Raw genomic sequence first — 22,882 nt, 5'->3', positions numbered from 1 at the left:
TTAGTAGGGCATTTGCTCCGTTAATGGCGATAGAGTAAATAAACTTTTGCCCTTTAAATGGGCTTTAGCTCACAAATGTGCAAATCGACCTCTGCGAGCAGCAGGAATGCCAGTAAAATGGGGCCATCAGGGGTAGCGGGTGAAATAACATGGTCAAACACGATAAGAAGCTGGATCAGGCGGCACGAGCCGCCTGGATGTATTACGTGGCCGGACAGACTCAGAATGAAATTGCCGAGGCGTTGGGCGTATCGCGCCAGGTTGCGCAGCGGCTGGTGGCATTGGCGATCGACAGCGGTCTGATCAGCGTCAATATTTCCCACCCGGTAGGGCGCTGCATGGAGTTATCGGCCCGTCTTAGCGCACGCTATGGCTTAACGCTTTGCCAGGTGGTGCCTAGCCAAGGAATGGAGAGTGCCGGGATAAACCGTGCGGTGGCGGTGGCCGGGGCTGAAGTGATGGCGCAGTTTTTGCGCAGTGAACAGCCATTGAACATTGGGGTTGGTTCAGGCCGCAGCCTGAAGGCGGCGATCGATGAGCTGCCGGAATTGGAGCGGCCACAGCATAGCTGCGTCTCGCTGATTGGTGCGATCGCGGCTGATGGCTCCTGTACCCGTTATGACGTACCGCTATGGATGGCAGAGAAAACCCAGGGACGCTACTTTATCCTGCCCGCACCGCTGTTTGCCGATAGCGAACAGGATCGCGCCCTGTGGTGCAACCACCGCATTTACCGCACGGTGAACGACAAGGCCAGCCAGGCCGATGTGACCTTTATCGGTATTGGTACCATCGAATATCACTGCCCGCTGCACAAGGATGGGTTTATCACCGCAGAAGATGTCGATCGCCTGTGCGAATCTAACGCGGTGGCAGAAATGCTGGGTCATTTTATCGATCCGCAAGGCCAGCGGGTGGCCAGCGAACTCGATCGGCGGCTGACCAGCGTCAATCTGCGCCAGCGGCCGGAAAAGCCGGTGATTGCGCTAGCCGGTGGCGCGGAAAAGCATCAGGCCATTCGTGCCGCCTTGCTGGGCCGCTGGATCAACGGCCTGGTGACGGATGAGGAGAGCGCGTTGGCGCTGCTGGCCGATTAAATCAGATCCTGGGGCAGGAAACCTTCATGTTTCAGCAGCCATTGCTTGCGCTGCACCCCTCCGGCGTAACCGGTCAGCGCTCCCTGTGAACCGATCACTCGGTGGCAGGGCACCACGATACTGATTGGGTTAGTGCCGTTTGCCATGCCAACTGCGCGTGATGCGGTTGGCCTGCCAATGCGCTTGGCCAATTCACCGTAGGTGATGATCTCCCCACAGGGAATTTGCCGCAGTTGCTGCCAGACGGTGCGCTGGAACTCGGTGCCCGCAGTCATCACTGGCACAGTGTCGATGGCTGCCAACTCGCCAGCAAAATAGCGCTGCATCACTTCCGTCAGGCCGCCCGGGTTGGCTCGCTCCTGTATCACGAAGGGTGAGGCTCGATAGTGGCTGTTGAGCAGCTTCATCAGGCGAGCCTCGTGATCGGTCCAGTCCAGCGCGCGCATCCGTCCTTGCTCATCTCCGATCAACACCAGTTCACCGACCGGCGTCGGCATACGATCAATAAAAAAGGTCAGCATGTTGTTCACTCCTTGCGTTTGATAGGGCGATTATTACATGAAAGAGCCGGATGTGATGGCGGATTTCGGACATGCTGATGGGGAGGGGCTATAGGAAAAAACGGGGTACACCCAAGTAGGTATACCCCGAAAGGCGAAACGCCAAAATGTTTATAAAATAACAAGGTCATTTTCGCTGGCTAATTGTATGACATAGTTACGTCGATTAGGATTAATTGTAAATTAACGTAATTCGTTGTAGAGAAGGGTCATTAAACACCGATTCACGAATAGGTTTGCCCATTAATTCCGAACCCATATTATCCAATGGCATTTGGATAAATTCATTGGTATTGAAGGCGGTTTCACGATAGCAACTGGATATATACTGACCATTATTGCGCGAAATCTCGCAGGTTGGGGCGCTGATTTTGCCGGAAAACTGGATGCTCCCTGAGATGGCGTTGTGGCTAACATCTTGTTTTGAATGGGCAAAAAGTGGTAAAGCTGCCAGTATGGCCAAAGCAGTAATAATAGATTTCATAAGCTATTCCTATTAGCATAAAGTAAAACCATCCATTAACAAAAAAGTCGATTATTGTCTAAAAAATAAACTTCCATTGCCTGATGATTTAATTTCCAACGTTACTATAATGTATTGAGTAAATAATAATAACAGCAATCGTTCGTTAATTGAATTTAATAGTAGAGATGGGCAGGCAGTAAAACCATGATTTAGATCATAGTGGAGGGAATTTAGGGGTTAATGTGAGAATTATTACTTTTGATACTGCTTATAATAACGGGTGTGACTTTAAATGGCGATATTAATGTTAAGGCCGCATATTCATGGTTATTCTGCGGCCCTTAATCCTACTCTTTAGAGTTACAGCATACCTGCGCTGCCACAGATACGGATCTTTTCTGCTACCACTTCTTTCATCGCCAATTTACCCGGGACGATGTATTTACGCGGATCGTTGGCCTCCGGATGCTGCGAGAAATAGCTCTTCACCGCATCGGCAAAGGCGATTTTGAGTTCGGTCGCCACGTTCACTTTACACACCCCCAGCGAGATGGCTCGCTTGACCATCGCTTCCGGGATACCGGAGGCACCGTGCAGCACCAACGGGATCTCCAGCTGTTCGCGGATCAGCGCCAGACGGTCAAAATCCAGCTTGGGCTCCCCGTGGTACAGCCCATGAGCCGAACCAATGGCGACGGCGAGGGAGTCGATCCCGGTCGCCGCGACAAACTCGCGGGCGGCTTTTGGATCGGTATAAAAGCCGTCTGCTGCATCGACAATCAGATCGTCTTCCTGGCCACCCAGGCGGCCCAGCTCCGCTTCTACGCTAGCCCCGTAGCGATGGCATAACGCGACGGCTTGCGCAACCAACGCGATGTTCTGCTCAAAAGGCAGGTGCGAGCCATCGATCATTACCGAACGGATCCCGGCTCTGACCTTGGTGGCGATATCCTCGAGCTCTTCGTGATGGTCCAGATGCAGTGCCAGCGGCAGGTCATGGCGCTGGGCTGCCGAACGGCAAATTCCCACCAGATAGTCGGTACCCGCATAGCTGAAGGTGCCTGGTGTCCCGGCCATGATCACCGGGGATTGCAGTTCGGCGGCGGTTTCTGCCACTACCTGCACCGTTTCAAGATTGTGGACGTTGAACGCCGGTACGGCATAGCCCTGCCTTTGTGCTTTCAACAGCATTTCACGGTTGGATATCAGGTACATAACGGCTCCTTACAGCTCGGTAGCAGAGTAGGGATAAATGGTCACGCCTTTTACCACTCGGTTGACCTCTCCGGTTGGACAAGGGTTATCCGGCGTCAGGCCGCGCGCCAGCGAGGTTTCAAACGCCAGCATTTGGGCGAACAGCAGGTAGGGGAATAACAGCCAGATATCGTCGTCGGCATGATGCAAATCGGACTGGTCCGTTTTCTCTGTTGGCGAATTACCAAGGCCAACCATTTGCTTGGCCAAACCGTCGCGCTGGAGTTCGTCCCACAGATCCTGCTCATAACGCTCGGTATAGCGGTTGCTGGAGAGCATCAGTAGCACCAACGTCTGTGGATCGACCATAAATTTAGGGCCGTGACGCAGGCCCAGTGGCGAGTCGTAGCGGGTGACGATCTGCCCGGCGGTCAGTTCCAGCATTTTCAGCGAGGCTTCCTCCGCCAGGCCGGTGAAACAGCTACTGCCGAGCACGATGTAACGGCTAAAGCCGCTGCTGGCCAGGGTTTTTACTTGGGATTGCAGCGTTTCACGCAGTTCTCTACAGCGCTCGATCATTTGCACCAGTGGTTGCTTGGCGGCGTCCAGGGAATAGGGGCCTAACAGCAGCGCGGTGCTGAGCATCATGCAGCTGAAGCTGGAGGTCATGGCAAAGCTCTGGTCGTTTGAGCCCTGTGGCATCACCAGGGCACAGACGTTCTTACGGCCGTGCGCGTAGTTGGCCAACTGGCTGTCCGGGTTGCACACCAGCATCAGGTGATAGCATTGGGGAAGCAGTTGATCTGCCAGCGCCACCGAGGCGACGCTTTCCGGGCTGTTGCCGGAACGGGCGAAAGAGACCAGCAGCGTCGGGCGTGATGGATCGAGAAACTGCTGCGGATTGGCGACGATATCGGTGGTGCCATAGGCCGCAACATCTCGGCCGGTTTTTTCCCTTAGCCATGGGGCCAAGGCCCGACCGGCAAAGGCTGAACTGCCAGCACCGCACAGCACAATCTGCAGGCGCGGGTTTTGCAGCAGCGGCGTCAGGAAAGCGGAGCATTGCTCCTGTTGGGCGACCAACTGCTGGTGCAAGGCAGCCCAAAGATCCGGTTGCTGCCAAATCTCACGGGCGGTATGCAGCGCATGATGTTGCTCCAGCCAGTCCGCATCGTAAGAAAAATAACCTGTCATGATGGTAACTCCTTAAAAATAAAACGGTTAATACGCTATAAATACCTGTGGATGCGGATGATCCGGTGCTGTTGCTAGCCCTCACCCTGACCCTCTCCCACAGGGAGAGGGGATCGAACCGTGCCACCAGCCAACTCCTGCGCTCGCCACTAATTAGCTTCTGTAACTGGCTATTACTCTGTACCCACTCCTTTTATTCCAGAGTCGCTCAGCATCTGACGGCTGCTCCGTTTCAGCTCCCTCTCCCTTGAGGGAGAGGGTTGGGGTGAGGGGGCGAACACGGATGCCTAATACTCCTGGACCTGACCACCGTTCATGCCGTATAAATGCCTGCTTTCGAAGTAGCCTCAGTACCTGATGGCTGCTCCGTACCAGCTCCCTCTCCCTGCGGGAGAGGGTTGGGGTGAGGGGCGATTCATTGGTCGGCGATAATCACCTGGACCCCCAGATTTTGCAGTGCATGCAGGTAGTTGGCCGGAATGCGGCTGTCGGTAACCAATCGGTGGATCTGGCCGATCTCGCGGATCATGCAGAAGCTGCTGCGGCCAAACTTGCTGGCGTCAACCACCGCAATCACTTCGCGAGCCACTTCACACATGGCGCGGTTGAGCTGCGCCTCACCGGGATCTGGCGTGGTGATGCCACCCACCAAATCAAAGCCGTCAACGCCGAGGAAGAACTTATCAAAGCGATATTGGCGAATATGCTGCTCGGCAGCAGGACCGTACAGCGACCAAGACTTGCGCCGTACGCTGCCGCCGACCACCATCAAATCCACCTGTTCGTTACTGGCCAATTCGAAGGCGATATTCAAGGCGTTGGTCATCACCACCAGGTCTTTCTTACCTGCCAACTGGGTAGCCATCTGGCTAGTGGTGGAACCCGAGTCGAGAATGATCGCATCACCGTCGTTCACTAACGCGGCGGCGGCACAGGCAATGGCGAATTTCACATCGCGGTTGATGCGCCCCTTGTCCTGTAGCGGGCGATCGAAGGCGAACTGTTTATTGAGCATCGCGCCGCCGTAGGCCCGTACCGCACAGCCACTTTTTTCCAGATGGCGCAGATCGCTGCGAATGGTGACGGTAGAGACGGCAAACTGGCTGCTCAATTGCTCCACGCGCACCGTACCCTCACGGCATAGCTGGTCGATAATTAATTCCCGCCGTTTTACGGTATTGATCATGAATAGCTGACTCCTGATTTACCCGTAGCAAACCCCGGCCGTGGCATAGGGGCCACAGCAACCGTTACAGGCGTATTTTCAGTCTTTCGTTGCAAATTACAGCAAACGAAACCGCGCAACGCAATGGAAAAATTTAAATATAATCTTATATTTCAATTGGTTATTGTCATGATATCTTTCGGTTGGTCATCAACTGAAAGCAGCATGAAAATAAACTGAAAACCGGTAATGCCTTATTTATTCGGCTAATATCTCCGTGGAGGCGCCAATTAATTCCGTCGTGGATGAAAGCTACCCACGGTGAATAATGCGGGTGAGCTTTCCTTAAATTTTTTATTGCCAGCTTTGGCGCAACAGTGCCGCACCGCGTACGCCGCTGCTGTCGCCATATACTGGGGGATAAACCATCGCGGGTTCCGTCCCTGGCAGTAGCCAGCGGCACATGGCGGCGGGCAACTGTGCATAGAGTTCACTCACGTTAGAAAGCCCGCCCCCTAACACGAAAGCATCCACATCCAGCAGCAGTTGCAGGCTGGCCAACGCGCTGGCCAGGATATCGATGTAGATCCCCATCAGGTGTTGCGCTAATGGATCGCCCTGACGGTAACTGGCGATCAGTGCCGGGACGTTGGCCGCGCTATGGCCAAAGTGTTGGCTCAGGGCCAGCAGACCGCTGCCGGAGACGTAACGCTCAAAACAGCCGGTCAGACCGCAGTTGCAGACAAACAGCGGCAGATCGTAACGCTGCGCCAACTGGGCCGAGATAGGCGTATGCCCCCATTCGCCAGCCAGCCCATTGCGGCCCTTGTGTAGCCGTTTGTTCATCACCAGCCCACCGCCAGCGCCGGTACCGATGATGGCACCAAATACCACTTCCAACCGTTCGGTCTGGGGCGTGCTGGCCTCCGAAAGTGCAAAACAGCGGCAATCGTTTTCAATCTCTACCGGTCGCGACAGCTCTTGGGTCAGATCGTCCGCCAGACAGTGGCCGGTCAGGCAGGGTACGTTTACCGCCAACTGCTTGCGGCTGCGTGGGTCGGTGATCCCCGGCAAGCCAATGCCTATGCTGCCTTGGGTGTGCAGGCTGCGATCGGCTTGGCTGACCAACTGCGCGATGCAGGCGAGAAACTCGCGGTAGTTGCCGGTGGGCGTACTGACGCGCTGGCACAGCACCTGATTCAACTGGGCGTCATAGACGGCCATTTCAATTTTGGTGCCGCCAATATCAAAACCGTAACGCATAGCATGAGTAGCCACGGTTTTACTCCTCGCCCAAGGTGATAACAGCGTTTTCCCGGCGAGCGCGTTCGGCGGCGAAGACCATCAGGTGGCTCTGCAAAGTTTCCTGCGGGCCAGACAACACTTGCGAAGGATCGTTGGCGCGCACGGCGGCGATAAAATGCTGCATCAGATAATAGTCACCGCCGCCGTGACCAGACATGGTGTGCAAGTCTTCGGCCTCGTCCACGTCATACAGCGTTTCGCTGTCGTCAAGGAAGGAGGTGATGCGGATATAGCGGCCATCGCCCTCCAGACATCCCTGGCTGCCAAAAATGCGCGTTTTGCGATCTTCCATTTTGGTGAAGGCGGTCATGGTAAAGGCGGCGGTGCGGCCACCGCTAAACTGCATATTCACCACCTGATGATCCACCACGTTGTTATCACAGCGGTAGACACAGCGGCCATACGGGCCGTTGCGCAGCGCAGCGACCAGATGCTCCTGATCGACTTCCGGCGTCAGCACCCGTAGGAAACCCGGCGTTGCCTTGTGATTCTCACCGAGGTAGATACGTTTGGCGGAATAGGGGCATTCAGCCTCAACGTTGCAGTCCAGGCAGTTATCCGCTGCGCCTTGAGGTTGGTTTTCCTGGCGGAAGTGGCGTAACCCACCAAATGAGCTGACCTGCTCGCAAGGGGTATCCATCACGTAACGGATCCAGTCGATATCGTGACAGGATTTTTGCAACAGCATAAAGGCCGCTTGCTGGTCGTTACGCCAGTTGCCGCGTACGAAAGAGTGAGCCTGATGCCAATAGCCTACCGGCTCCAGATGCTGGAGGCTAACGATGTCGCCAATGACCTTATCGCGCAGCAGTTGCTTGAGTTTCTGGGTATAGCGGGTATAGCGCAACACATGTCCAACGGAGAAGATGATCCCCTGGCGCTCCACTTCTTCAACGATGGTACGGCACTCACTCGCGTCCGGCGACAGCGGTTTTTCCAACAGCATGTGGTAACCCTGTTTGGCGAAGGCCAGGGCCGGTGCTAGATGCAGAGTGTCCTGGGTACAAATCATCACCGCATCGGCCAGTTTGCCCGCCGCTACGGCCTGCTGCCAGTCGGTAAACACGTTTTCGGGCGAGATGTCGTGCTGGGCCACAAACTGCTGGCGATAGGTATCACGCGGCTCTGCGACCGCTACCACTTGCATCAATTCTGGGTGAGCCAATGCATAGCGAGAGTAAATCTCCCCACGAGCACCGGCACCAATCACCAACACGCGTACCGGACGGCCAGTAAAGTCATTAGACATTGCAAAGTACTCCCAAATTATCCCAGTGACTGGGTAGAGTTATTATTCAGGTTGTCACCGCTGGCCTGATCGAACAGGTGGGCGCGGGCCAAATCAAACGTCAAATGGATCTGTTCGCCGATGCTCGGTTCCCAGTCTGGCTGAGACGCAATCCGCAGCACGAAGCGTAATCCGGCCAGTTCACAGTGCAGCAACTCTTCGTTACCCATGCGTTCGATGGTGGCGATACGGGCCGGGAAACAGTTTTGGGTACCGGCAGCGCACAGGCGCAGGGCTTCAGGGCGAATACCCAGGCAAACGCGCTGGTGTGGATAGCCTTCCAACTGCTTTTCCAGCGCAGGCGGCAGGGTTAGTAGATAGTGATCATCGATACGCAACTGTGTTCCCTGAGCATTACGCAGCAAGTCCAGATCGTGCAGATTCATCGACGGGCTGCCGATAAACTCGGCGACAAAGCGGTTGGCGGGGTGGTGATACAGGTTGATCGGCTTGTCTACCTGCATGATGGTGCCCCGATTCATCACGCAGATGCGGTCGCCCATGGTCATCGCCTCGACCTGATCGTGCGTCACGTACACCATGGTGGCGGCGGCGCCTTCTTGTTTCAGTCGGTTATGCAGTTCGATGAGCTGCACACGCATGGAAACGCGCAGTTTGGCATCCAGGTTGGAGAGCGGCTCGTCGAACAAGAACACCTTGGGTTTACGTACGATGGCGCGCCCAACCGCCACGCGCTGGCACTGGCCACCGGAGAGCTGGCCGGGTTTGCGGTGTAGCAGGTTGGTGATTTCCAGCTTCTCGGCGGCATCCTGCACCCGCCGGTCGATCTCAGCCTTGCTTTCTTTACCAATCAGACCAAAGGCCATGTTCTTGTAGACGGTCATATGCGGATAGAGCGCATAGTTCTGAAACACCATCGCGATGCCGCGATCTTTGGGCATGGTGTCGTTAACGCAGCGGTCGTGGATCATGATTTGGCCTTCACTGACGCTTTCCAGCCCGGCGATCATGCGCAGCAGGGTGGATTTGGCACAGCCGGAAGGCCCGACAAACACCATAAACTCACCGTCCTTGATATCCAGATCCACGCCATGTAACGCCCGGAAACCGTTGGGATAGACCTTTTTCACACTGTTTAATTGAATACCGGCCATGTCTGTTTACCTTATTGTTCGCGGTTAGCCTTTAACGCCAGCGCTGGCGATGCCCTGGATGAAATAACGTTGGAAAAGAATGAACAGCATCAGCATCGGGATCACCGCCATCAAGGCACCGGCCATCAGCAACGGATATTCCACTCCGGCACGGCTGGACAGCGAAGCCAGCCCTACCGGCAGCGTCAATTTCTCGGTGGTGGTGTTGACGATCAGCGGCCACATCAGGTTATTCCAGCTCCACAAACCGTTAATGATGATGCAGGCGATGATGCCGGGACGGATCAGCGGCAGCATGATGCGCCAGAAGATGGCGAAGTAGCTGTAGCCGTCGATCAGCGCCGCTTCTTCCATCTCCTTAGGTACCGCCAGGAAGAACTGCCGCAGCAGGAAAGTGGCATAAATGCTGAAGATCCCCGGCAGCACCAGGCCGGTAATGCTGTTGACCAGCCCCATTTTCTGCACCACCAGGAACTGCGGGATCAGAAATGCCTGGCCGGGCACCATCAGGATCGAGATGCACACCAGGAATACCGCGTCACGGCCACGAAAGTGCAGGCGGGAGAAGCCATACGCGGCCATGGTGGCGATCACCATTTGCAGAGTCACGGTGGAGAAGGTGGCCAGCAGCGAGTTGATATAAAAATCCGCAAAAGGGATCTCACGCATGATCTTGCCGTAGGCCTGCAAGCTGGGGTTTTCCGGCAGCAGGGTCAGCGGGATCTGAATGCTTTCGGCCTGGGTTTTCAGCGAGGTCACCAGCATCCAGATAAAGGGCACCACCGAGGCCAGCGCCGCTAGCGTCATAAACAGATAGACCAGGGCTTGTTTGCTTATCGTCATCAATGGCTCCTCAACTCACTCTCAGGCGTTTGCCGATCGCCATCTGCACCAGTGTGATCACCAGCGTCACGGCGAACAGCACCACGGTAATGGCAGAGGCGTAGCCTTTCTCTTGCAGATAGAAGGCGTATTTGTAGAACAGGTTGGTGATGGTCATCACGTCACCCTCCACCAGGGCGCGGTCGAACATCAGGAACACCACGTCAAAAATTTGCAGGATCTCGATAAAGCTCATCACCGACACAAAGAACAGCGTCGGTACCATCATCGGCAGCGTGATAAAGAAGAAGCGGCGCAGGGTGCTGATACCGTCGATATCGGCGGCTTCATACAGCTGGCGGGGGATGCTTTGCAAACCGGCCAGCAGGATGATGATTTTCAGCGCCAGCGACGACCAGATAATGATGATGGACACGCTGATGCGTACCACGTCCGGATCGGACAGCCAGGCGACCGGCACAATGTGCAGCAGGTTTAGCCCTTGGTTAATCAGGCCAAAATCCTTGTTGAACAGCCACTGCCACACCATTGCCACGGCGGCGGGCATGGTCACCGCCGGTAGGAACAGTAGGGTGCGTAACAGCGCTTTTCCACGAATATTCTGGTTCAGCCCAATCGCCAGCAGCAACGACAGCAGCAAGATCACCGGCACGCACACCACCACATAAAACAGGGTGTTGAAGGCGGCGGTATAGAAGTCATCGTCCTCAAACAGGTTGATGTAATTGTCAACGCTGATGGTCGTCCAGCTCATAAACTGGTTGAGGTCGGTAAAGCTGTAAAAAATGTTCTGTAAAAACGGGATGAAGTAAAACACCGTCAGGCCAATCACCAGCGGCAGGATCATCACCCAGCCCCAGAAGCGTTCGGCTCGCTCCAGGCGGCTTAATGCGGCACGAGGTTTGCTCTTTGCCTGTTTTATGTTGGCCGTAGCCGTTTCTGCCAGCGACATGTCGCCATTCCTCACCTTTGACTGCTCAGTGTTTCCGCTACGGCCAGCCTTCGGGCAGGTAGGCCGTAGCGGGGGGAATTACTGCTCCATGATGCGTTCGATCTTCTTGACCGATTTATCCATTTCCGTACGGGCATCCGCGCCCATAAAGATTTTCTTCAGGCTGCCGATCCACATGTTTTGCCACTTCGGCGTGTTGGTGCCTGCGGTTGGATAGGCCTCGGTCACTTCCAGCGTTTGGATGTACGGAGTGACGTCAACCTTTTTGACTTCCTCCGCCCAGGCTTTAGCCGCGACCTTGTTGGCCGGGATCACCACCTTCGCCAGGGTGGCCTGTGAGGCTTCGCTGCTCATAAACTCGATGTACTTCCAGGCTTCCTGCTTGTGGTCGCTCTTGGCGGACATGGCATAGGCCAGGCTGTGGGCCACGCCAGACTGGCGCTCGATTTTCGGCATCATCACCACGCCGATGTGCTCATTGATCAGCGGATTGTTGGCGAACGGAGCGGCCAACCAGGAACCGGCATATACCATGGCGGCGCGGTTGGACTGGAAGATGTTCTCGGTCTTCACTTCGCTCATCTGCTGGGCGGTCGGCATCAGGCCGTCTTTCATCATCCCTTGTAACTGCTGGTAGACCCAGATGGCGTTGTCGTTGGCGATATCAGTGGGTTGGCCATTTTTTGGCACGATATGATTGCCTTTCTGGAACAGCAGGTTCATATAGCTGTCCTGGCCGTCGATGCTGAGATCCATCACCAGCGGGAAGGCGCTGCCCTTCAGGCCGGTTTGCAATTCGGCAGCCTTTTTCTTCATGTCATCCCAGGTCCAGTCGCTGGTGGGATAGCTTACGCCAGCCTGATCGAACAGTTTTTTGTTGTACCACACGGCGATGGAGTCAACATCGCGCGGGATGGCCATCTGCTGGCCGTCGTATTGATAAGCCTTAACGGAGCTGGCAACGATATTATCCAGATTGACCGTGCCGTCTTTTAAATAATTACCCAGCGGTTGCATAATGCCATTTTTGGCATATTGCACAAAATAGGGCATATTAATCCAGAATATATCCGGTGCGACACCACCGGCGGCGGCGGAGTCTAATTTAACAAAGTATTGTGCAGCGGGGGTTAATTCTATTTCCACTTTAATATTCGGGTTAGCCTGCTCAAATCGCTTGGCAATTTCCTGTTCGGCCGGTAATTGGTTTCGATCCCAAACCGCATAACGTAACGTTATCTGGTCGGCGGCATATAACATGGTCGGCAACAATAAAGCGGCTGCAACAGCGGAATGCAACAGAAAACGTCCGGCGTTTTTTCTAGGTGACATTGCTTTACCCTCGGTGTCGGCGAATACATTTTTTGGTGAACGTGATTTCTTTCTATCCCTTAACTTTCAATGTGTCAATGCGGCCATTTTGCCCAAAAATGGGGCGTGTATCTTTCACTGTTGTTAACAACGAAAGGTCAAAGCCAACAACCGAAAGCCTTTTTTGTTGATGAATTGTTAATGTCGAAGGGCGAAAATCCGTTGTCGGGCGGCAGTTATGGCTTGCTGGGGTCATAGGATTAACTGATAACCCTTGCACCATAATGGGGATTAAAAACGTTTTTATTGTGCAGGCCGCGGCATCTTTCATTTTTGTGATGCAAATAAACAAAAAAATTATTTTTTTGCCGGGTGAGAGGGCGTTTGCTGGCTTTTTTTGTTGGCCTATATTGCCTGTGGCGAAAAAACGCGCTAGCCTGAAATTAATTCAATCCCACCGTAAAATAAAACAGGGCAGCTATTATGCGTCTCACGCTACTATTTACCCATTGCCTGGAGAAGATATTCCATCGCCAAGCCGCACCGCAGGTAGAACAGCAAAACCAATTCAGTTGTCTGAATAATGAAAGCCTCTCATGGCAAGGCGTGTATTGTCTGTACCGCGAGGATAATGAAACCCGTCGGGAATTACGTTATCAACTTGAGGGGGAATTGGCTGATGATATCAGCGTGCGTCATGTGCAGTCGGTGCCCAGCCATTTTCCCTGCTATGCCGAGGCTGATGAGAACTATCTGACGACCGAGCCAGGCCTATTTCCCGACCCGCTAATGCCCATTCAGGATCGGCGTTTTTTTGCCGCCTGCCGTTATTACGCCAGCCTGTGGCTGACTTTTACGCCGCCAGCGCAGGGTATTGCCGGTGGTGACTATCCGCTAACGCTGCGGCTGTTCGATCAAGAGACGGGGGAAGAGTTGGCCGCAGCCAGCATGACGCTGCATGTGGTACCTGCCGCGTTGCCAAAACAGAGGCTTCTCCATACCGAATGGTTACATACCGACTGTCTGGCGGACTATTATCAGATTGCGGTGTTCAGCCCGCAGTACTGGCAGGCGGTGCGCAACCTGGTGCGTAACGCGGTGGCAAACGGCGTGAATATGCTGCTAACGCCAATCTTTACGCCGCCGCTGGATACTGCTATCGGCGGCGAACGCACCACCGTGCAGTTGGTTGGGGTAAAACGCACCGCTGCAGGTTACCAATTTGATTTTGAACGGTTGGCGCAGTGGGTAGCATTGGCGCAGGAGGAGGGGATCGAACACTTCGAAATTGCCCACCTGTTTACCCAATGGGGCGCGGCGCATGCGCCCAAAATTATGGTTGAGGTTGCGGGGGAAACCCAACTGCTGTTTGGTTGGCATACCGATGCCCACGGCAGCGAATATCAGCAGTTTCTGCAGGCATTGATGCCAGCATTAACCGGCTGGTTCCGGGTGCGGGATCTGCAACGGCAGGTGTGGTTTCACATTTCGGATGAACCTAAACTGGAAGATATCGCCGCCTACCAACGTGCCAGCGATTCACTGCGGCCCTTGCTGGACGGGTTCCGCACTTTCGATGCGCTCTCCGATTTTGACTTCTATCAGCGTGGGCTGGTAGAAACTCCGGTAGTCGCCACCGATCATATCGAGCCGTTCCTCGAGCATCAAACCCCGCAGCTCTGGGCTTATTACTGCTGCGTGCAAAGAACCGAGGTGGCCAATCGCTTCTTTGCTCAGCCTTCGGCACGCAACCGCATTCTGGGTATCCAGCTTTACCTCTATAACATCAGCGGCTTCCTCCACTGGGGCTACAACTTCTATAACAGCAGTCATTCCCGGGAGAAACTGAATCCCTATGCGGTCACCGACAGCGGCAACGCCTTCCCCTCTGGCGATCCTTTTGTGGTTTATCCGGGGCCGAATTTCATGCCGATAGAATCGCTGCGTTTGCGAGTGTTCCATCAGGGGTTACAGGATCTGCGGGCATTGCAGCTGCTGGAGCGCCTGACCGATCGTGCCACGGTGGAGCAGTTGATCGATCAGGAACTGGGGATGCGCATCACTTTCAAACGTTACCCTCACCAGGCTTCTGCCATACTGCGGCTGCGGGAACAGGTCAACGCCTGTATTGAAGCAGCTCTGTAAACTAGAGGGTAGAGGGGCGAGCATGTTCGCCCCTGGCACCTGATTTCATCTTTTCGTCATCAAACGGTCATGTTCAGGTCATCACGCTGGCTTAAGTTTGCAGCGACTAGGCCAGGAGATGACCCGATGTTTACTTTGGATAGCCTGCTGCAAGATGTCTTCCCACAGCGTTCTCCCTCAGCCTGGCAGCGTAGCCTGCTAAGAACCTTACTGCGTGAAAAAGAATTCAAACAGTTTGCCGCCGACTATCCGCACCTGAAAGGGTTGGATCTGATCGAGCAGGTGGTGGATTACTTTAATTTGAGCTGTGAACTGGTGGATGGGGATCTGGAAAACATCCCCAGCCAAGGCCCGGTGGTGTTGGTTGCCAACCATCCCATTGGTTCGCTGGACGGTTTGGTACTGCTGCGGACGGTGGCGGCGGTTCGGCCAGACGTCAAGGTAGTGGCTAACCAGTTGCTGAGCTGTATCGAACCCTTACGCAATCTGTTTGTGCCGGTTGATAACCTGGGTAACCGTACCAACCGCCAGCAGATTGCAGCCATGCAAGCTCAGCTGGATAATCAGGGTGTACTGATCCTGTTCCCGGCGGGGGAAGTATCCCGCATGAGTCCCAAAGGGATACGCGATGGTCACTGGCATACCGGATTTCTGCGGCTGGCCGCCAAGGCGCGGGCGCCGATCGTTCCCATCCATATCAGCGCTCGAAACAGCGGCCTGTTCTATTTGACCTCGCTGATTTATCGCCCGTTATCCACCTTGCTGTTGGTGCGTGAGATGTTCAAACAGCGGGGCGGACGGATCAAAATCCGCATCGGCGGGCGCATTCCATTTGCCCATTGGCACGATGGCCATACTCAAGCACGCGATCTTGCCGAACGTTTCCGCCGCCATGTTTATCGGCTTGGTCAGGGGAAGCCGGGGCTGTTTACCAGCGAATCGGCCATCGCTTTGGCGGAAGATCGCCTCGAGTTGAAAAAAGCGTTGGCTGCCTGCGAGCGTCTGGGTGTTACGCCGGATGGAAAAACCATTTTCCTTTATCGCCGCCAGGGGGAGGCCAGAGCACCGATCCTGCGGGAGCTTGGTCGCCTGCGGGAGATCGCTTTCCGTGCCGTGGGGGAAGGTTCGGGGCGGCGGCGTGATTTAGACAGCTATGACGACGATTATTATCACCTGGTGCTGTGGGATGAGGAGGAACTGGAGATTGTCGGTGCCTATCGCTTTATTCCTACGGCACCGCAGTTGGCCAGCAAGGGACTGGAAGGCATCTACAGCAACAGCCTGTTCCATTACGATCGCGATATGACACCGATCCTTGAACAAGGGATTGAGTTGGGCCGCAGCTTTATTCAACCGGCCTATTGGGGGAAGCGCGGTCTGGATTACCTGTGGCTCGGCATCGGTGCCTATCTGGCCAAATATCCGCAGTATCGTTACCTGTTTGGCCCGGTGTCGATTTCAGGTGGTATGCCGGTTGCCGCTCGCGATTTGCTGATTGCTTTCTATCGCCTCTATTTTTCTCCAGACCATGCTATGGCTCAGTCACGACAGCCTTATCCGGCCTCTTTGCCGCAGGTATTGGCCCAGTTCGCCGGTGATGATTATCAGCAAGATTTGCTGCGCCTGAAAAGCCTGTTGAGTAACCTCGGCTGTTCGATCCCGACCTTGTACAAGCAATACACCGAGCTGTGTGAGCCCGGCGGTGTGCAGTTTATCGACTTCGGTACCGATCCGGCGTTTAACCACTGTATCGATGGTTTAGTGTTGGTCGATCTGACGCGGCTGAAGCCTACCCGCTATCAACGCTATATTGCCGCTCATCTTTAGATCGGCGGCTCATTCATAAAATCAATGGGCCATGACACAACGGCTCCGTTTTGACGGATCGTGCGGCCGCGCCAAATCCTCCCATGGGAAATTGGTAGCCGGTGAAAGGATCGCCTAGAATTAGCGGTTTCTTTCGCCGGAGTGTCCTATGTATCACCCCTATACACCAACCTTGTTGTCTGCGGATGAGCCTGCGGCCGTCAGCGTTGAGCTACCACAGGCGACTTCTCCTTTCTTGCTGCTGTGCGATCATGCGGGGCAGGCCATCCCAAAACGTCTTGGCGATCTTGGCTTGGCCAGCGGCGATATCGATCGGCATATCGGTTGGGATATCGGTGCGCTGGCGGTTTCCCGCCTGCTGGCCCAACAGTTGGATGCGACATTAATCCATCAGCACTACTCGCGTTTGGTGATCGACTGTAACCGTACGCCGGGTATTGCCAGTTCGATCCCACCGTTATCGGAAGTTACGCCAATACCTGGCAACCAAGGGATCAGCGCGGCCGAAGCGGGCGCCCGTGAACAGGAAATTTTTCAGCCTTATCACCAGGCCATCAATCATACGCTGGCAGCTCGCCGTGCCAGTAATCAACCCTGCGCGGTGATCGCCATGCACAGCTTTACACCGGTGTTTAAAGGCGATTCACGGCCGTGGCAGGTTGGGCTGCTGTTTAACCGCCATCCACAATTTGCCCTGTTGTTGGCGGAGTTGCTGCGTGCAGAAGGGGACTTACAGGTCGGTATCAATGAGCCATATGCGATGACCGATGCAACCGACTACACGCTGCCGGTACATGCGGAACGCCATGAATTACCTTATGTTGGCATCGAAATTCGCCAGGATTTAATCGGGGATCGTGCAGGGCAGGCAGCATGGGCAGCCCGTTTTTCCCGACTACTGCCATTATTATGGCAACGCTGGGAAATTTGACTTTAGTATTGATGACGGTGATGATTGTGTAAGGAAAGCGTTAGCGTCGATGGACAATGCTGGGAGTGACGGGTGGAACATATTGATAACGGACTGTTTATCAAGCAGGAGCGTTTTGAGGTGCTGGCAATTTTGCGCGACATCTATAAGCAAAGAACGCCATTGCGTGTCGCTAATGAACAGCATGAATTCAACGGCCAATTATTAAGCGTTGGCGCTGATAACATTGTTTTTAATTGCGATGCCCCAGAGCAGATCCCCGAAGGGATATTCAATATTGTGATTGAAAGCCACGATGCAAAAATTGAATTCTTTGTCGAACAGGTGCAACTGACCGAGCATAACGATACGCCGGTTTATGAGGCCCGTCTGCCGAAGCAGCTGGTTTATATCCAACGCCGCCGCCAGTTACGCATTACCACGCCTTATTGGCGTGAATTTTTCTGTAACGGGGAACACAGCGATGGCACCCCGTATCAACTGCGTATTCACGATCTTTCGCCGGGCGGTGTTGGCCTGCGTATCGACGGCCCGGTGCCTGGCTATATGCAGCCGGGGCTGGTGTTCAATAAGGCGCAGCTGGATTTAGGGGATTACGGCAAGTTTAAGGTCAATATGGAACTGATTGCCGTGAATGAAGATCATGTTATTGATGAAGACGAAAAGCATCATTTCTCGCGTCTGTCCTGTCGTTTTCTCAAGATGGGGATGCTGACCGAGCGCAAAATTCAAAGCGCGGTATTTGCTTTTGAATTGGATTTCAACAAGAAGAAAAAACGTTGACTCCCTCATCCCAATCCTCTCCCACAGGGAAAGGGAGCTGATAGCCCCTGCTAATTTGGAAGTAAAGAGGTAATTTCAGCAACCATGCTCGCCCTTGCAAGCAAGTTGAGCCAGTCGGTGTTCAAGGTGAATAACTCTACTTTCAGCTTTACTCGATCGGTCCCCTCTCCCTGTGGGAGAGGGTTAGGATGAGGGGCATCACATCACTTCAGTGCCCGCAGGTGGCCGATCTCCTGCCAGCCGTGATGCGCCGCATCTTCCAATACCGCACATACCTCATGGATCGCAGTCGGCACTGCCTTGCTGAAAGGTTCCCCCTGCAGCAAATGGGCAATTAACAGCGCAGTGAACATGTCACCCGTCCCTTTCACCGGCGAATCGATTTTGGCATGGGTGAAGCTTTGCGCCGCTTCAGCGGTGACCAGCAACAGGCCAACTTCCTGATCGCCGTTTGCCACGCCAGGTGCGCTGGTGACCAGTACCCACTCCGTATTGCCTTTGAGCAGCGCCCGTGCAGCCTGCTCGGTTTGCTCGCGCGTGCTTAGCGCCATGCCGCAAAGCTGCTCCAGCTCGAAACCGTTCGGCGTAAGGCCATGGGCCAGATTGAGGTACGGCGAGCGATAACGTTCAACCAGACGTTTATCGACGTAAACCCCTTCGCCGTAGTCTCCCATCACCGGATCGATATAGATCTTGATGCCCGGATTGAGGGCAATCACCCGCGGCAGCCAGTCTGCCAGAATATGGCACTGTGCCACGTCACCCAGATAACCGATAATGATGGCCCGCGCGCGGCACACGACTTCACGGGCAATCAGATCTTCCAGAAAACCGCTGAACCATTCGCTGGAGATCGCTCCCCCGTGCGGCGCGCCGTAATAGGGCGGGCAACCAAACAACACGCTCGGTACCTGCAACACCTCCAGGTTCTTCTTCAACAACGTGCGGTAGGCAATGCCATTCCCCACGCTACCGTAGACCACCTGCGACTGAATGGTGATCACATCAATGGGTGGTGGCCGCAGTTTAGAGCCTTGTTGCATGTGGACTTCCTTGGTTCATTGTTATTCAAGCGCAACGGTCGGCAGAGGTAACTCGCCGAGGTAGAGAAGTTTAACCTATTGAAGGGCATGGCTACAGTAGGTCGCGGGTGAGTTTGATGATTTTTCGTCGGATCGCTTGCGATTTTTCCTGCGACTAATCGTGATGCGAATCACAAAGCTTACCGTTGCCGGTTGCCTGGAGATCGCGTCCGCGGTATTACTTGCGCCGTAGCGTAATCAGCTACTCAATCATTTTTATGATGGCGTGTTACTGCGCAAGCAGGCAAGACCAAAATAGAAATGCACTTCTTCTACCGAAGGGGAGCATTTTCATTTTGGTCTTTTTTTTTGCTTTTTTTTGCCGGGGAAAACCTATGGATTATAACAAGTTGGGCTTGGACATATTGGCACTGGTCGGGGGAAAGGCTAACGTCAGCAAGCTGACGCACTGCGCTACCCGTCTGCGGATGGAGTTTAACGACGATAGTCGGGTCGATGCGAAAGCGATAGAAGCTTTGCCCGGCGTGATCAGCGTGGTCGAGCGCGGTGGCCAGTTCCAGATTGTGGTGGGCAACAACGTGCAGCAGACTTTCCGCGCGTTGCAAAAAGCGATTGGCCAACCGCTGGGCAAACCGGGCGGGCAGCCGAAGAACAAGGCCAAGGGCGGTGTCTTTACGCAGATTATCAGCGTGATTTCGACCACCTTTACGCCGGTGATCCCGGCTATTACCGGTGCGGGGATGATCAAGGCGCTGCTGGCGATCCTCAAGTTAACTGGGGCGATCAGCGCGGCCAGCCCAACTTACCATCTGCTGGATACCATCGCCGATGCTGCCTTCTTTTTCCTGCCGGTGCTGCTGGCCTATGGGGCATCGATCAAGTTTGAGTGTAACCCTATTCTGGCCATGACCATCGCGGGAGCCTTGTTGCATCCCAATCTTGCCCAGATGCTGGCCGCCGGTTCACCAATCGATTTTATTGGCATCCCGGTGCGGTTGGCCGATTATGCTGGCTCGGTGCTGCCGATCATCTTCACGGTGTGGCTGATGTCTTACATCGAGCGCTTTGCCGAGAAAGTCTCGCCGACCATGATTAAATTCTTCACCAAACCGATGATCATCCTGCTGGTTACCACGCCGCTAGCCTTGGTGGCGGTAGGGCCGTTCGGTATTTTCCTCAACGATCTGGTGGCCAGCGGCGCGGCGATTATCGATGGCAAGGCCAGTTGGCTGATCCCGATGCTAATGGGCGGGCTGCAACCGTTCCTGGTGATCACCGGCACCGCGTGGGCGATGACGCCTATCGCTACCGGCCAGTTGAGTAAAAACGGCTTTGAGATGATTAATGGCCCCGGCATGTTGGCTTCCAACATCGCCCAGGGCGCGGCAACCCTGTGTGTCGCGTTCCGTACCAAGAATAAAAATCTGCGTCAGTTAGCCTCATCCGCCGGTTTCACCGCGCTGCTGGGGATCACCGAGCCTTCACTATACGGCGTCACGCTGAAACTGCGTAAACCGTTGATCGCAGCCATGATCGGCGGCGGCTGTGCCGGTGTCTACGCGGGTGTAAGCGGTTTGGTGCGTTATGCCTTTGTTTCGCCAGGGTTGGCGGCCTTACCGGCCTTTATCGGCGAAAACCCGATGAATATCGTGCACGCCCTCATCACCTGCGTTATCGCCATTGTCGTGACCTTTGCCTTGACCTGGATCCTGGGCTTTGAGGATCCGGTTGATGAAGATGAAGAGGCGGCAGCAACAGATAGCGCTCCTTCCGAGAGCAATGCGATGCTGTTAAGCCCGTTGGCTGGTCAACTGGTGGCGCTGGAACAGGTGAATGACGACGTATTTTCGCAAGGGCTGTTGGGCAAGGGCGTGGCAATTGTACCTGAGCAAGGTGTGCTGCGTGCTCCAGTGGACGGGGAAATCGTGACCTTCCTGCCTTCGAAGCATGCCGTGGGCATTAAGGCCGATAACGGCATGGAAGTGCTGATGCATATCGGCATCGATACCGTCAATCTCAACGGTGAGCATTTCAGCTCTCAACTGCAGGTGGGCGATCGGGTGAAAAACGGTGATGAGCTGGTGCGCTTTGATATTGCCGCCATTACCGCGCTGGGTTACGACATTATCACCCCGGTGCTGGTGGTCAACAGCGAGCAGTATCCGCACCTGAGCTGCCGACAGCCTGGCCCGGTGAACTTTGGTGAGCAAATTGTCGCGCTGAATACCAAGGAAAAAAATGTATGATTTACCACCAGCTGAACGATTTTCCGCCTGGCTTCCTGTGGGGGGCCTCAACCTCGGCTTATCAGGTTGAGGGGGCATGGGACGAAGACGGCAAAAGTCCTTCCATTGTCGATATGCTCGATCATCCCGCCGAGACGGCAGATTTTAAGGTGGCCAGCGATCATTACCACCGCTTCCGTGAAGACGTTAAGCTGTTCGCCGAATTAGGGCTGAAGGCGTACCGTTTCTCCGTTGCCTGGACGCGCATTTTGCCCAACGGCACGGGCGAGGTGAATCAGCCTGGCCTGGCGTTTTATCGTGACCTGATCGATGAACTGCTCAAGCACGGCATTGAACCTGTGGTCACGCTCTACCATTTCGATCTGCCCTATGTGCTGGAACAACAGGGCGGTTGGAGCAATCGGCAGACCATCGATGCCTTTGTCGAGTATGCGGACGTGCTGTTCACTGCCTTTGGCGATAAGGTCAAATATTGGCTGACCATCAACGAGCAGAACACCATGATCCTGCACCCTGGTGCCATCGGGGTACCAAAGGGCGGCGAACTGCCTACCAAGCCGGTACTTTATCAACAGAGCCACCATATGCTGGTGGCGCAGGCGCGGGTCATGGTTTTATGCCATCAGCGCTGTCCCAAGGGGAAAATCGGCCCGGCGATCAATACCACTTCCATGTATCAGGAAACCTGCCATCCGTTGGATGCCATCGCCGCCCACAACTGGGAAACACTGCGCTGCTGGAGCTTTCTGGATGTTGCGGTACATGGCCGATACAATGCGTTGGCCTGGCGATATTTGCAGGATCGCGGCCTTGCCCCAGTGATTGAAGACGGAGACGCGGAGTTACTGCTGCAAGGAAAGCCGGATTATGTAGCGATTAACTACTATTCCACCGCCACCATCGCCGCCAGCCGTGGGGATGCCTCGGATATCACTGCTCGTGCGGGGGACCAGCAAATCATGCTGGGTGAGCCGGGCGTGTATCGGGCAGCGGAAAACCCGTATGTCGACAAAACGCGCTATGGTTGGGTGATCGACCCCGTGGGCCTGCGGCTGACGCTGCGCAAGGTTTATGAACGCTATCATCTGCCGATTTTAATTACTGAGAATGGCATCGGCGCGCCGGACCAGCTATTGTCTGGGGATATCATCAATGATGATTACCGCATCGATTTCATGCGTGCGCATATCGAACAAATGCAGTTGGCGATTAATGATGGTGTCGATCTGCTGGGTTACTGCCCGTGGGCGGCGATCGATCTGGTCAGCACGCATCAGGGTTACGCCAAGCGCTACGGTTTTATCTATGTCAACCGCGGTGAACTGGATCTGCACGATCTGCGGCGTATCAAGAAGAACAGTTTCGCCTGGTATCAGCGCCTGATTGCCTCGAACGGCCAACAACGTGGATAACACAG

General features: G+C 54.7%; 19 protein-coding genes. 7 read left to right on the top strand and 12 right to left on the bottom strand.

The features are described from left to right. Window positions 1–149 precede the first annotated feature (149 nt). Window positions 150–1,097: a sugar-binding transcriptional regulator gene (locus N6G83_RS34690; protein WP_024530141.1), complete on the top strand. Its 948-nt coding sequence runs from the start codon at window positions 150–152 to the stop codon at window positions 1,095–1,097. Here the strand turns inward: N6G83_RS34690 and ogt are convergent. The 11 genes from ogt to N6G83_RS34635 all read right to left on the bottom strand — a co-directional run bounded on the left by ogt (window position 1,094) and on the right by N6G83_RS34635 (window position 12,511). After that, window positions 1,094–1,618, bottom strand: coding sequence for a methylated-DNA--[protein]-cysteine S-methyltransferase (gene ogt, locus N6G83_RS34685; protein ID WP_074029120.1), 525 nt, complete (start codon window positions 1,616–1,618; stop codon window positions 1,094–1,096). The two genes, N6G83_RS34690 and ogt, sit on opposite strands and share 4 nt — an antisense overlap. 211 nt (window positions 1,619–1,829) lie before the next feature. Continuing rightward, complete coding sequence (locus N6G83_RS34680) at window positions 1,830–2,141, bottom strand: hypothetical protein (protein WP_211135768.1); 312 nt, start codon at window positions 2,139–2,141, stop codon at window positions 1,830–1,832. A 342-nt stretch (window positions 2,142–2,483) separates the two neighbouring features. After that, window positions 2,484–3,338, bottom strand: coding sequence for a tagatose bisphosphate family class II aldolase (locus N6G83_RS34675; RefSeq protein WP_024486999.1), 855 nt, complete (start codon window positions 3,336–3,338; stop codon window positions 2,484–2,486). 9 nt (window positions 3,339–3,347) lie between these two features. Beyond that, window positions 3,348–4,511 (bottom strand): SIS domain-containing protein, encoded by a 1,164-nt coding sequence (locus N6G83_RS34670; RefSeq protein WP_211135769.1) that lies wholly within the window; start codon window positions 4,509–4,511, stop codon window positions 3,348–3,350. 415 nt (window positions 4,512–4,926) lie between these two features. Then, the gene (gene agaR, locus N6G83_RS34665; protein ID WP_024530976.1) at window positions 4,927–5,697 is read right to left on the bottom strand and encodes a transcriptional repressor AgaR; all 771 of its coding nucleotides are present in this window, start codon (window positions 5,695–5,697) and stop codon (window positions 4,927–4,929) included. 333 nt (window positions 5,698–6,030) lie between these two features. Continuing rightward, window positions 6,031–6,939 carry an ROK family protein gene (locus N6G83_RS34660; protein WP_211135783.1) on the bottom strand — a complete coding sequence of 303 codons (909 nt, stop codon included), beginning with the start codon at window positions 6,937–6,939 and terminating at the stop codon, window positions 6,031–6,033. 19 nt (window positions 6,940–6,958) lie between these two features. After that, window positions 6,959–8,230 (bottom strand): Gfo/Idh/MocA family protein, encoded by a 1,272-nt coding sequence (locus tag N6G83_RS34655; protein ID WP_024530974.1) that lies wholly within the window; start codon window positions 8,228–8,230, stop codon window positions 6,959–6,961. A 17-nt stretch (window positions 8,231–8,247) separates the two neighbouring features. Then, window positions 8,248–9,384, bottom strand: a complete 1,137-nt coding sequence (locus N6G83_RS34650) for an ABC transporter ATP-binding protein (RefSeq protein ID WP_024530973.1) — start codon at window positions 9,382–9,384, stop codon at window positions 8,248–8,250. A gap of 24 nt (window positions 9,385–9,408) precedes the next feature. Continuing rightward, window positions 9,409–10,227, bottom strand: coding sequence for a carbohydrate ABC transporter permease (locus N6G83_RS34645; protein WP_021177895.1), 819 nt, complete (start codon window positions 10,225–10,227; stop codon window positions 9,409–9,411). Window positions 10,228–10,237: 10 nt separating this feature from the next. Further along, window positions 10,238–11,179 (bottom strand): carbohydrate ABC transporter permease, encoded by a 942-nt coding sequence (locus N6G83_RS34640; protein WP_211135770.1) that lies wholly within the window; start codon window positions 11,177–11,179, stop codon window positions 10,238–10,240. A 78-nt stretch (window positions 11,180–11,257) separates the two neighbouring features. After that, window positions 11,258–12,511, bottom strand: coding sequence for an ABC transporter substrate-binding protein (locus N6G83_RS34635; protein WP_074031042.1), 1,254 nt, complete (start codon window positions 12,509–12,511; stop codon window positions 11,258–11,260). 462 nt (window positions 12,512–12,973) lie between these two features. On the opposite strand from N6G83_RS34635, the gene N6G83_RS34630 reads away from it, so the two are divergent. From N6G83_RS34630 to N6G83_RS34615, 4 genes are all read left to right on the top strand, one after another. Continuing rightward, on the top strand, window positions 12,974–14,635 hold the full coding sequence (locus N6G83_RS34630) for a DUF4091 domain-containing protein (RefSeq protein ID WP_211135772.1): 1,662 nt from the start codon (window positions 12,974–12,976) through the stop codon (window positions 14,633–14,635). A gap of 126 nt (window positions 14,636–14,761) precedes the next feature. Continuing rightward, a complete protein-coding gene (locus N6G83_RS34625) occupies window positions 14,762–16,462 on the top strand; it encodes a lysophospholipid acyltransferase family protein (protein ID WP_024530969.1) in 1,701 nt (566 codons plus the stop codon). Window positions 16,463–16,610: 148 nt separating this feature from the next. Continuing rightward, entirely contained in the window at window positions 16,611–17,393 is a 783-nt protein-coding gene (locus N6G83_RS34620; protein ID WP_024530968.1) for an N-formylglutamate amidohydrolase, read from the top strand. Window positions 17,394–17,465: 72 nt separating this feature from the next. Further along, window positions 17,466–18,176 carry a flagellar brake protein gene (locus tag N6G83_RS34615; RefSeq protein WP_024530967.1) on the top strand — a complete coding sequence of 237 codons (711 nt, stop codon included), beginning with the start codon at window positions 17,466–17,468 and terminating at the stop codon, window positions 18,174–18,176. Window positions 18,177–18,379: 203 nt separating this feature from the next. Here the strand turns inward: N6G83_RS34615 and N6G83_RS34610 are convergent, their stop codons facing one another. Further along, entirely contained in the window at window positions 18,380–19,219 is an 840-nt protein-coding gene (locus tag N6G83_RS34610; protein ID WP_211135773.1) for a PfkB family carbohydrate kinase, read from the bottom strand. Between the two features lie 374 nt (window positions 19,220–19,593). Here N6G83_RS34610 and N6G83_RS34605 point away from each other — a divergent pair, with 374 nt between their 5' ends. Beyond that, window positions 19,594–21,465: a beta-glucoside-specific PTS transporter subunit IIABC gene (locus N6G83_RS34605; protein ID WP_074031048.1), complete on the top strand. Its 1,872-nt coding sequence runs from the start codon at window positions 19,594–19,596 to the stop codon at window positions 21,463–21,465. Next, window positions 21,462–22,877, top strand: a complete 1,416-nt coding sequence (locus tag N6G83_RS34600; protein WP_211135774.1) for a glycoside hydrolase family 1 protein — start codon at window positions 21,462–21,464, stop codon at window positions 22,875–22,877. Before N6G83_RS34605 ends, N6G83_RS34600 begins: the two co-directional genes overlap by 4 nt. Window positions 22,878–22,882: the final 5 nt, after the last annotated feature.

The organism is Serratia sp. PL7 (assembly GCF_945957435.1).
The sequence above is the reverse complement of the archived record's forward strand: the minus strand, read 5'-3'. Positions and strand labels throughout refer to the sequence as shown.

Bases quoted from the DNA above. Each gene is read 5' to 3' on its own strand.
- N6G83_RS34655 (WP_024530974.1), bottom strand. From the start codon at position 8,230: ATGTCTAATGACTTTACTGGCCGTCCGGTACGCGTGTTGGTGATTGGT.
- N6G83_RS34635 (WP_074031042.1), bottom strand. From the start codon at position 12,511: ATGTCACCTAGAAAAAACGCCGGACGTTTTCTGTTGCATTCCGCTGTT.
- N6G83_RS34645 (WP_021177895.1), bottom strand. From the start codon at position 10,227: ATGACGATAAGCAAACAAGCCCTGGTCTATCTGTTTATGACGCTAGCG.
- N6G83_RS34640 (WP_211135770.1), bottom strand. From the start codon at position 11,179: ATGTCGCTGGCAGAAACGGCTACGGCCAACATAAAACAGGCAAAGAGC.
- agaR (WP_024530976.1), bottom strand. From the start codon at position 5,697: ATGATCAATACCGTAAAACGGCGGGAATTAATTATCGACCAGCTATGC.
- N6G83_RS34660 (WP_211135783.1), bottom strand. From the start codon at position 6,939: ATGCGTTACGGTTTTGATATTGGCGGCACCAAAATTGAAATGGCCGTC.
- N6G83_RS34620 (WP_024530968.1), top strand. From the start codon at position 16,611: ATGTATCACCCCTATACACCAACCTTGTTGTCTGCGGATGAGCCTGCG.
- N6G83_RS34670 (WP_211135769.1), bottom strand. From the start codon at position 4,511: ATGACAGGTTATTTTTCTTACGATGCGGACTGGCTGGAGCAACATCAT.
- N6G83_RS34625 (WP_024530969.1), top strand. From the start codon at position 14,762: ATGTTTACTTTGGATAGCCTGCTGCAAGATGTCTTCCCACAGCGTTCT.
- ogt (WP_074029120.1), bottom strand. From the start codon at position 1,618: ATGCTGACCTTTTTTATTGATCGTATGCCGACGCCGGTCGGTGAACTG.
- N6G83_RS34690 (WP_024530141.1), top strand. From the start codon at position 150: ATGGTCAAACACGATAAGAAGCTGGATCAGGCGGCACGAGCCGCCTGG.
- N6G83_RS34630 (WP_211135772.1), top strand. From the start codon at position 12,974: ATGCGTCTCACGCTACTATTTACCCATTGCCTGGAGAAGATATTCCAT.
- N6G83_RS34605 (WP_074031048.1), top strand. From the start codon at position 19,594: ATGGATTATAACAAGTTGGGCTTGGACATATTGGCACTGGTCGGGGGA.
- N6G83_RS34600 (WP_211135774.1), top strand. From the start codon at position 21,462: ATGATTTACCACCAGCTGAACGATTTTCCGCCTGGCTTCCTGTGGGGG.
- N6G83_RS34650 (WP_024530973.1), bottom strand. From the start codon at position 9,384: ATGGCCGGTATTCAATTAAACAGTGTGAAAAAGGTCTATCCCAACGGT.
- N6G83_RS34675 (WP_024486999.1), bottom strand. From the start codon at position 3,338: ATGTACCTGATATCCAACCGTGAAATGCTGTTGAAAGCACAAAGGCAG.
- N6G83_RS34680 (WP_211135768.1), bottom strand. From the start codon at position 2,141: ATGAAATCTATTATTACTGCTTTGGCCATACTGGCAGCTTTACCACTT.
- N6G83_RS34610 (WP_211135773.1), bottom strand. From the start codon at position 19,219: ATGCAACAAGGCTCTAAACTGCGGCCACCACCCATTGATGTGATCACC.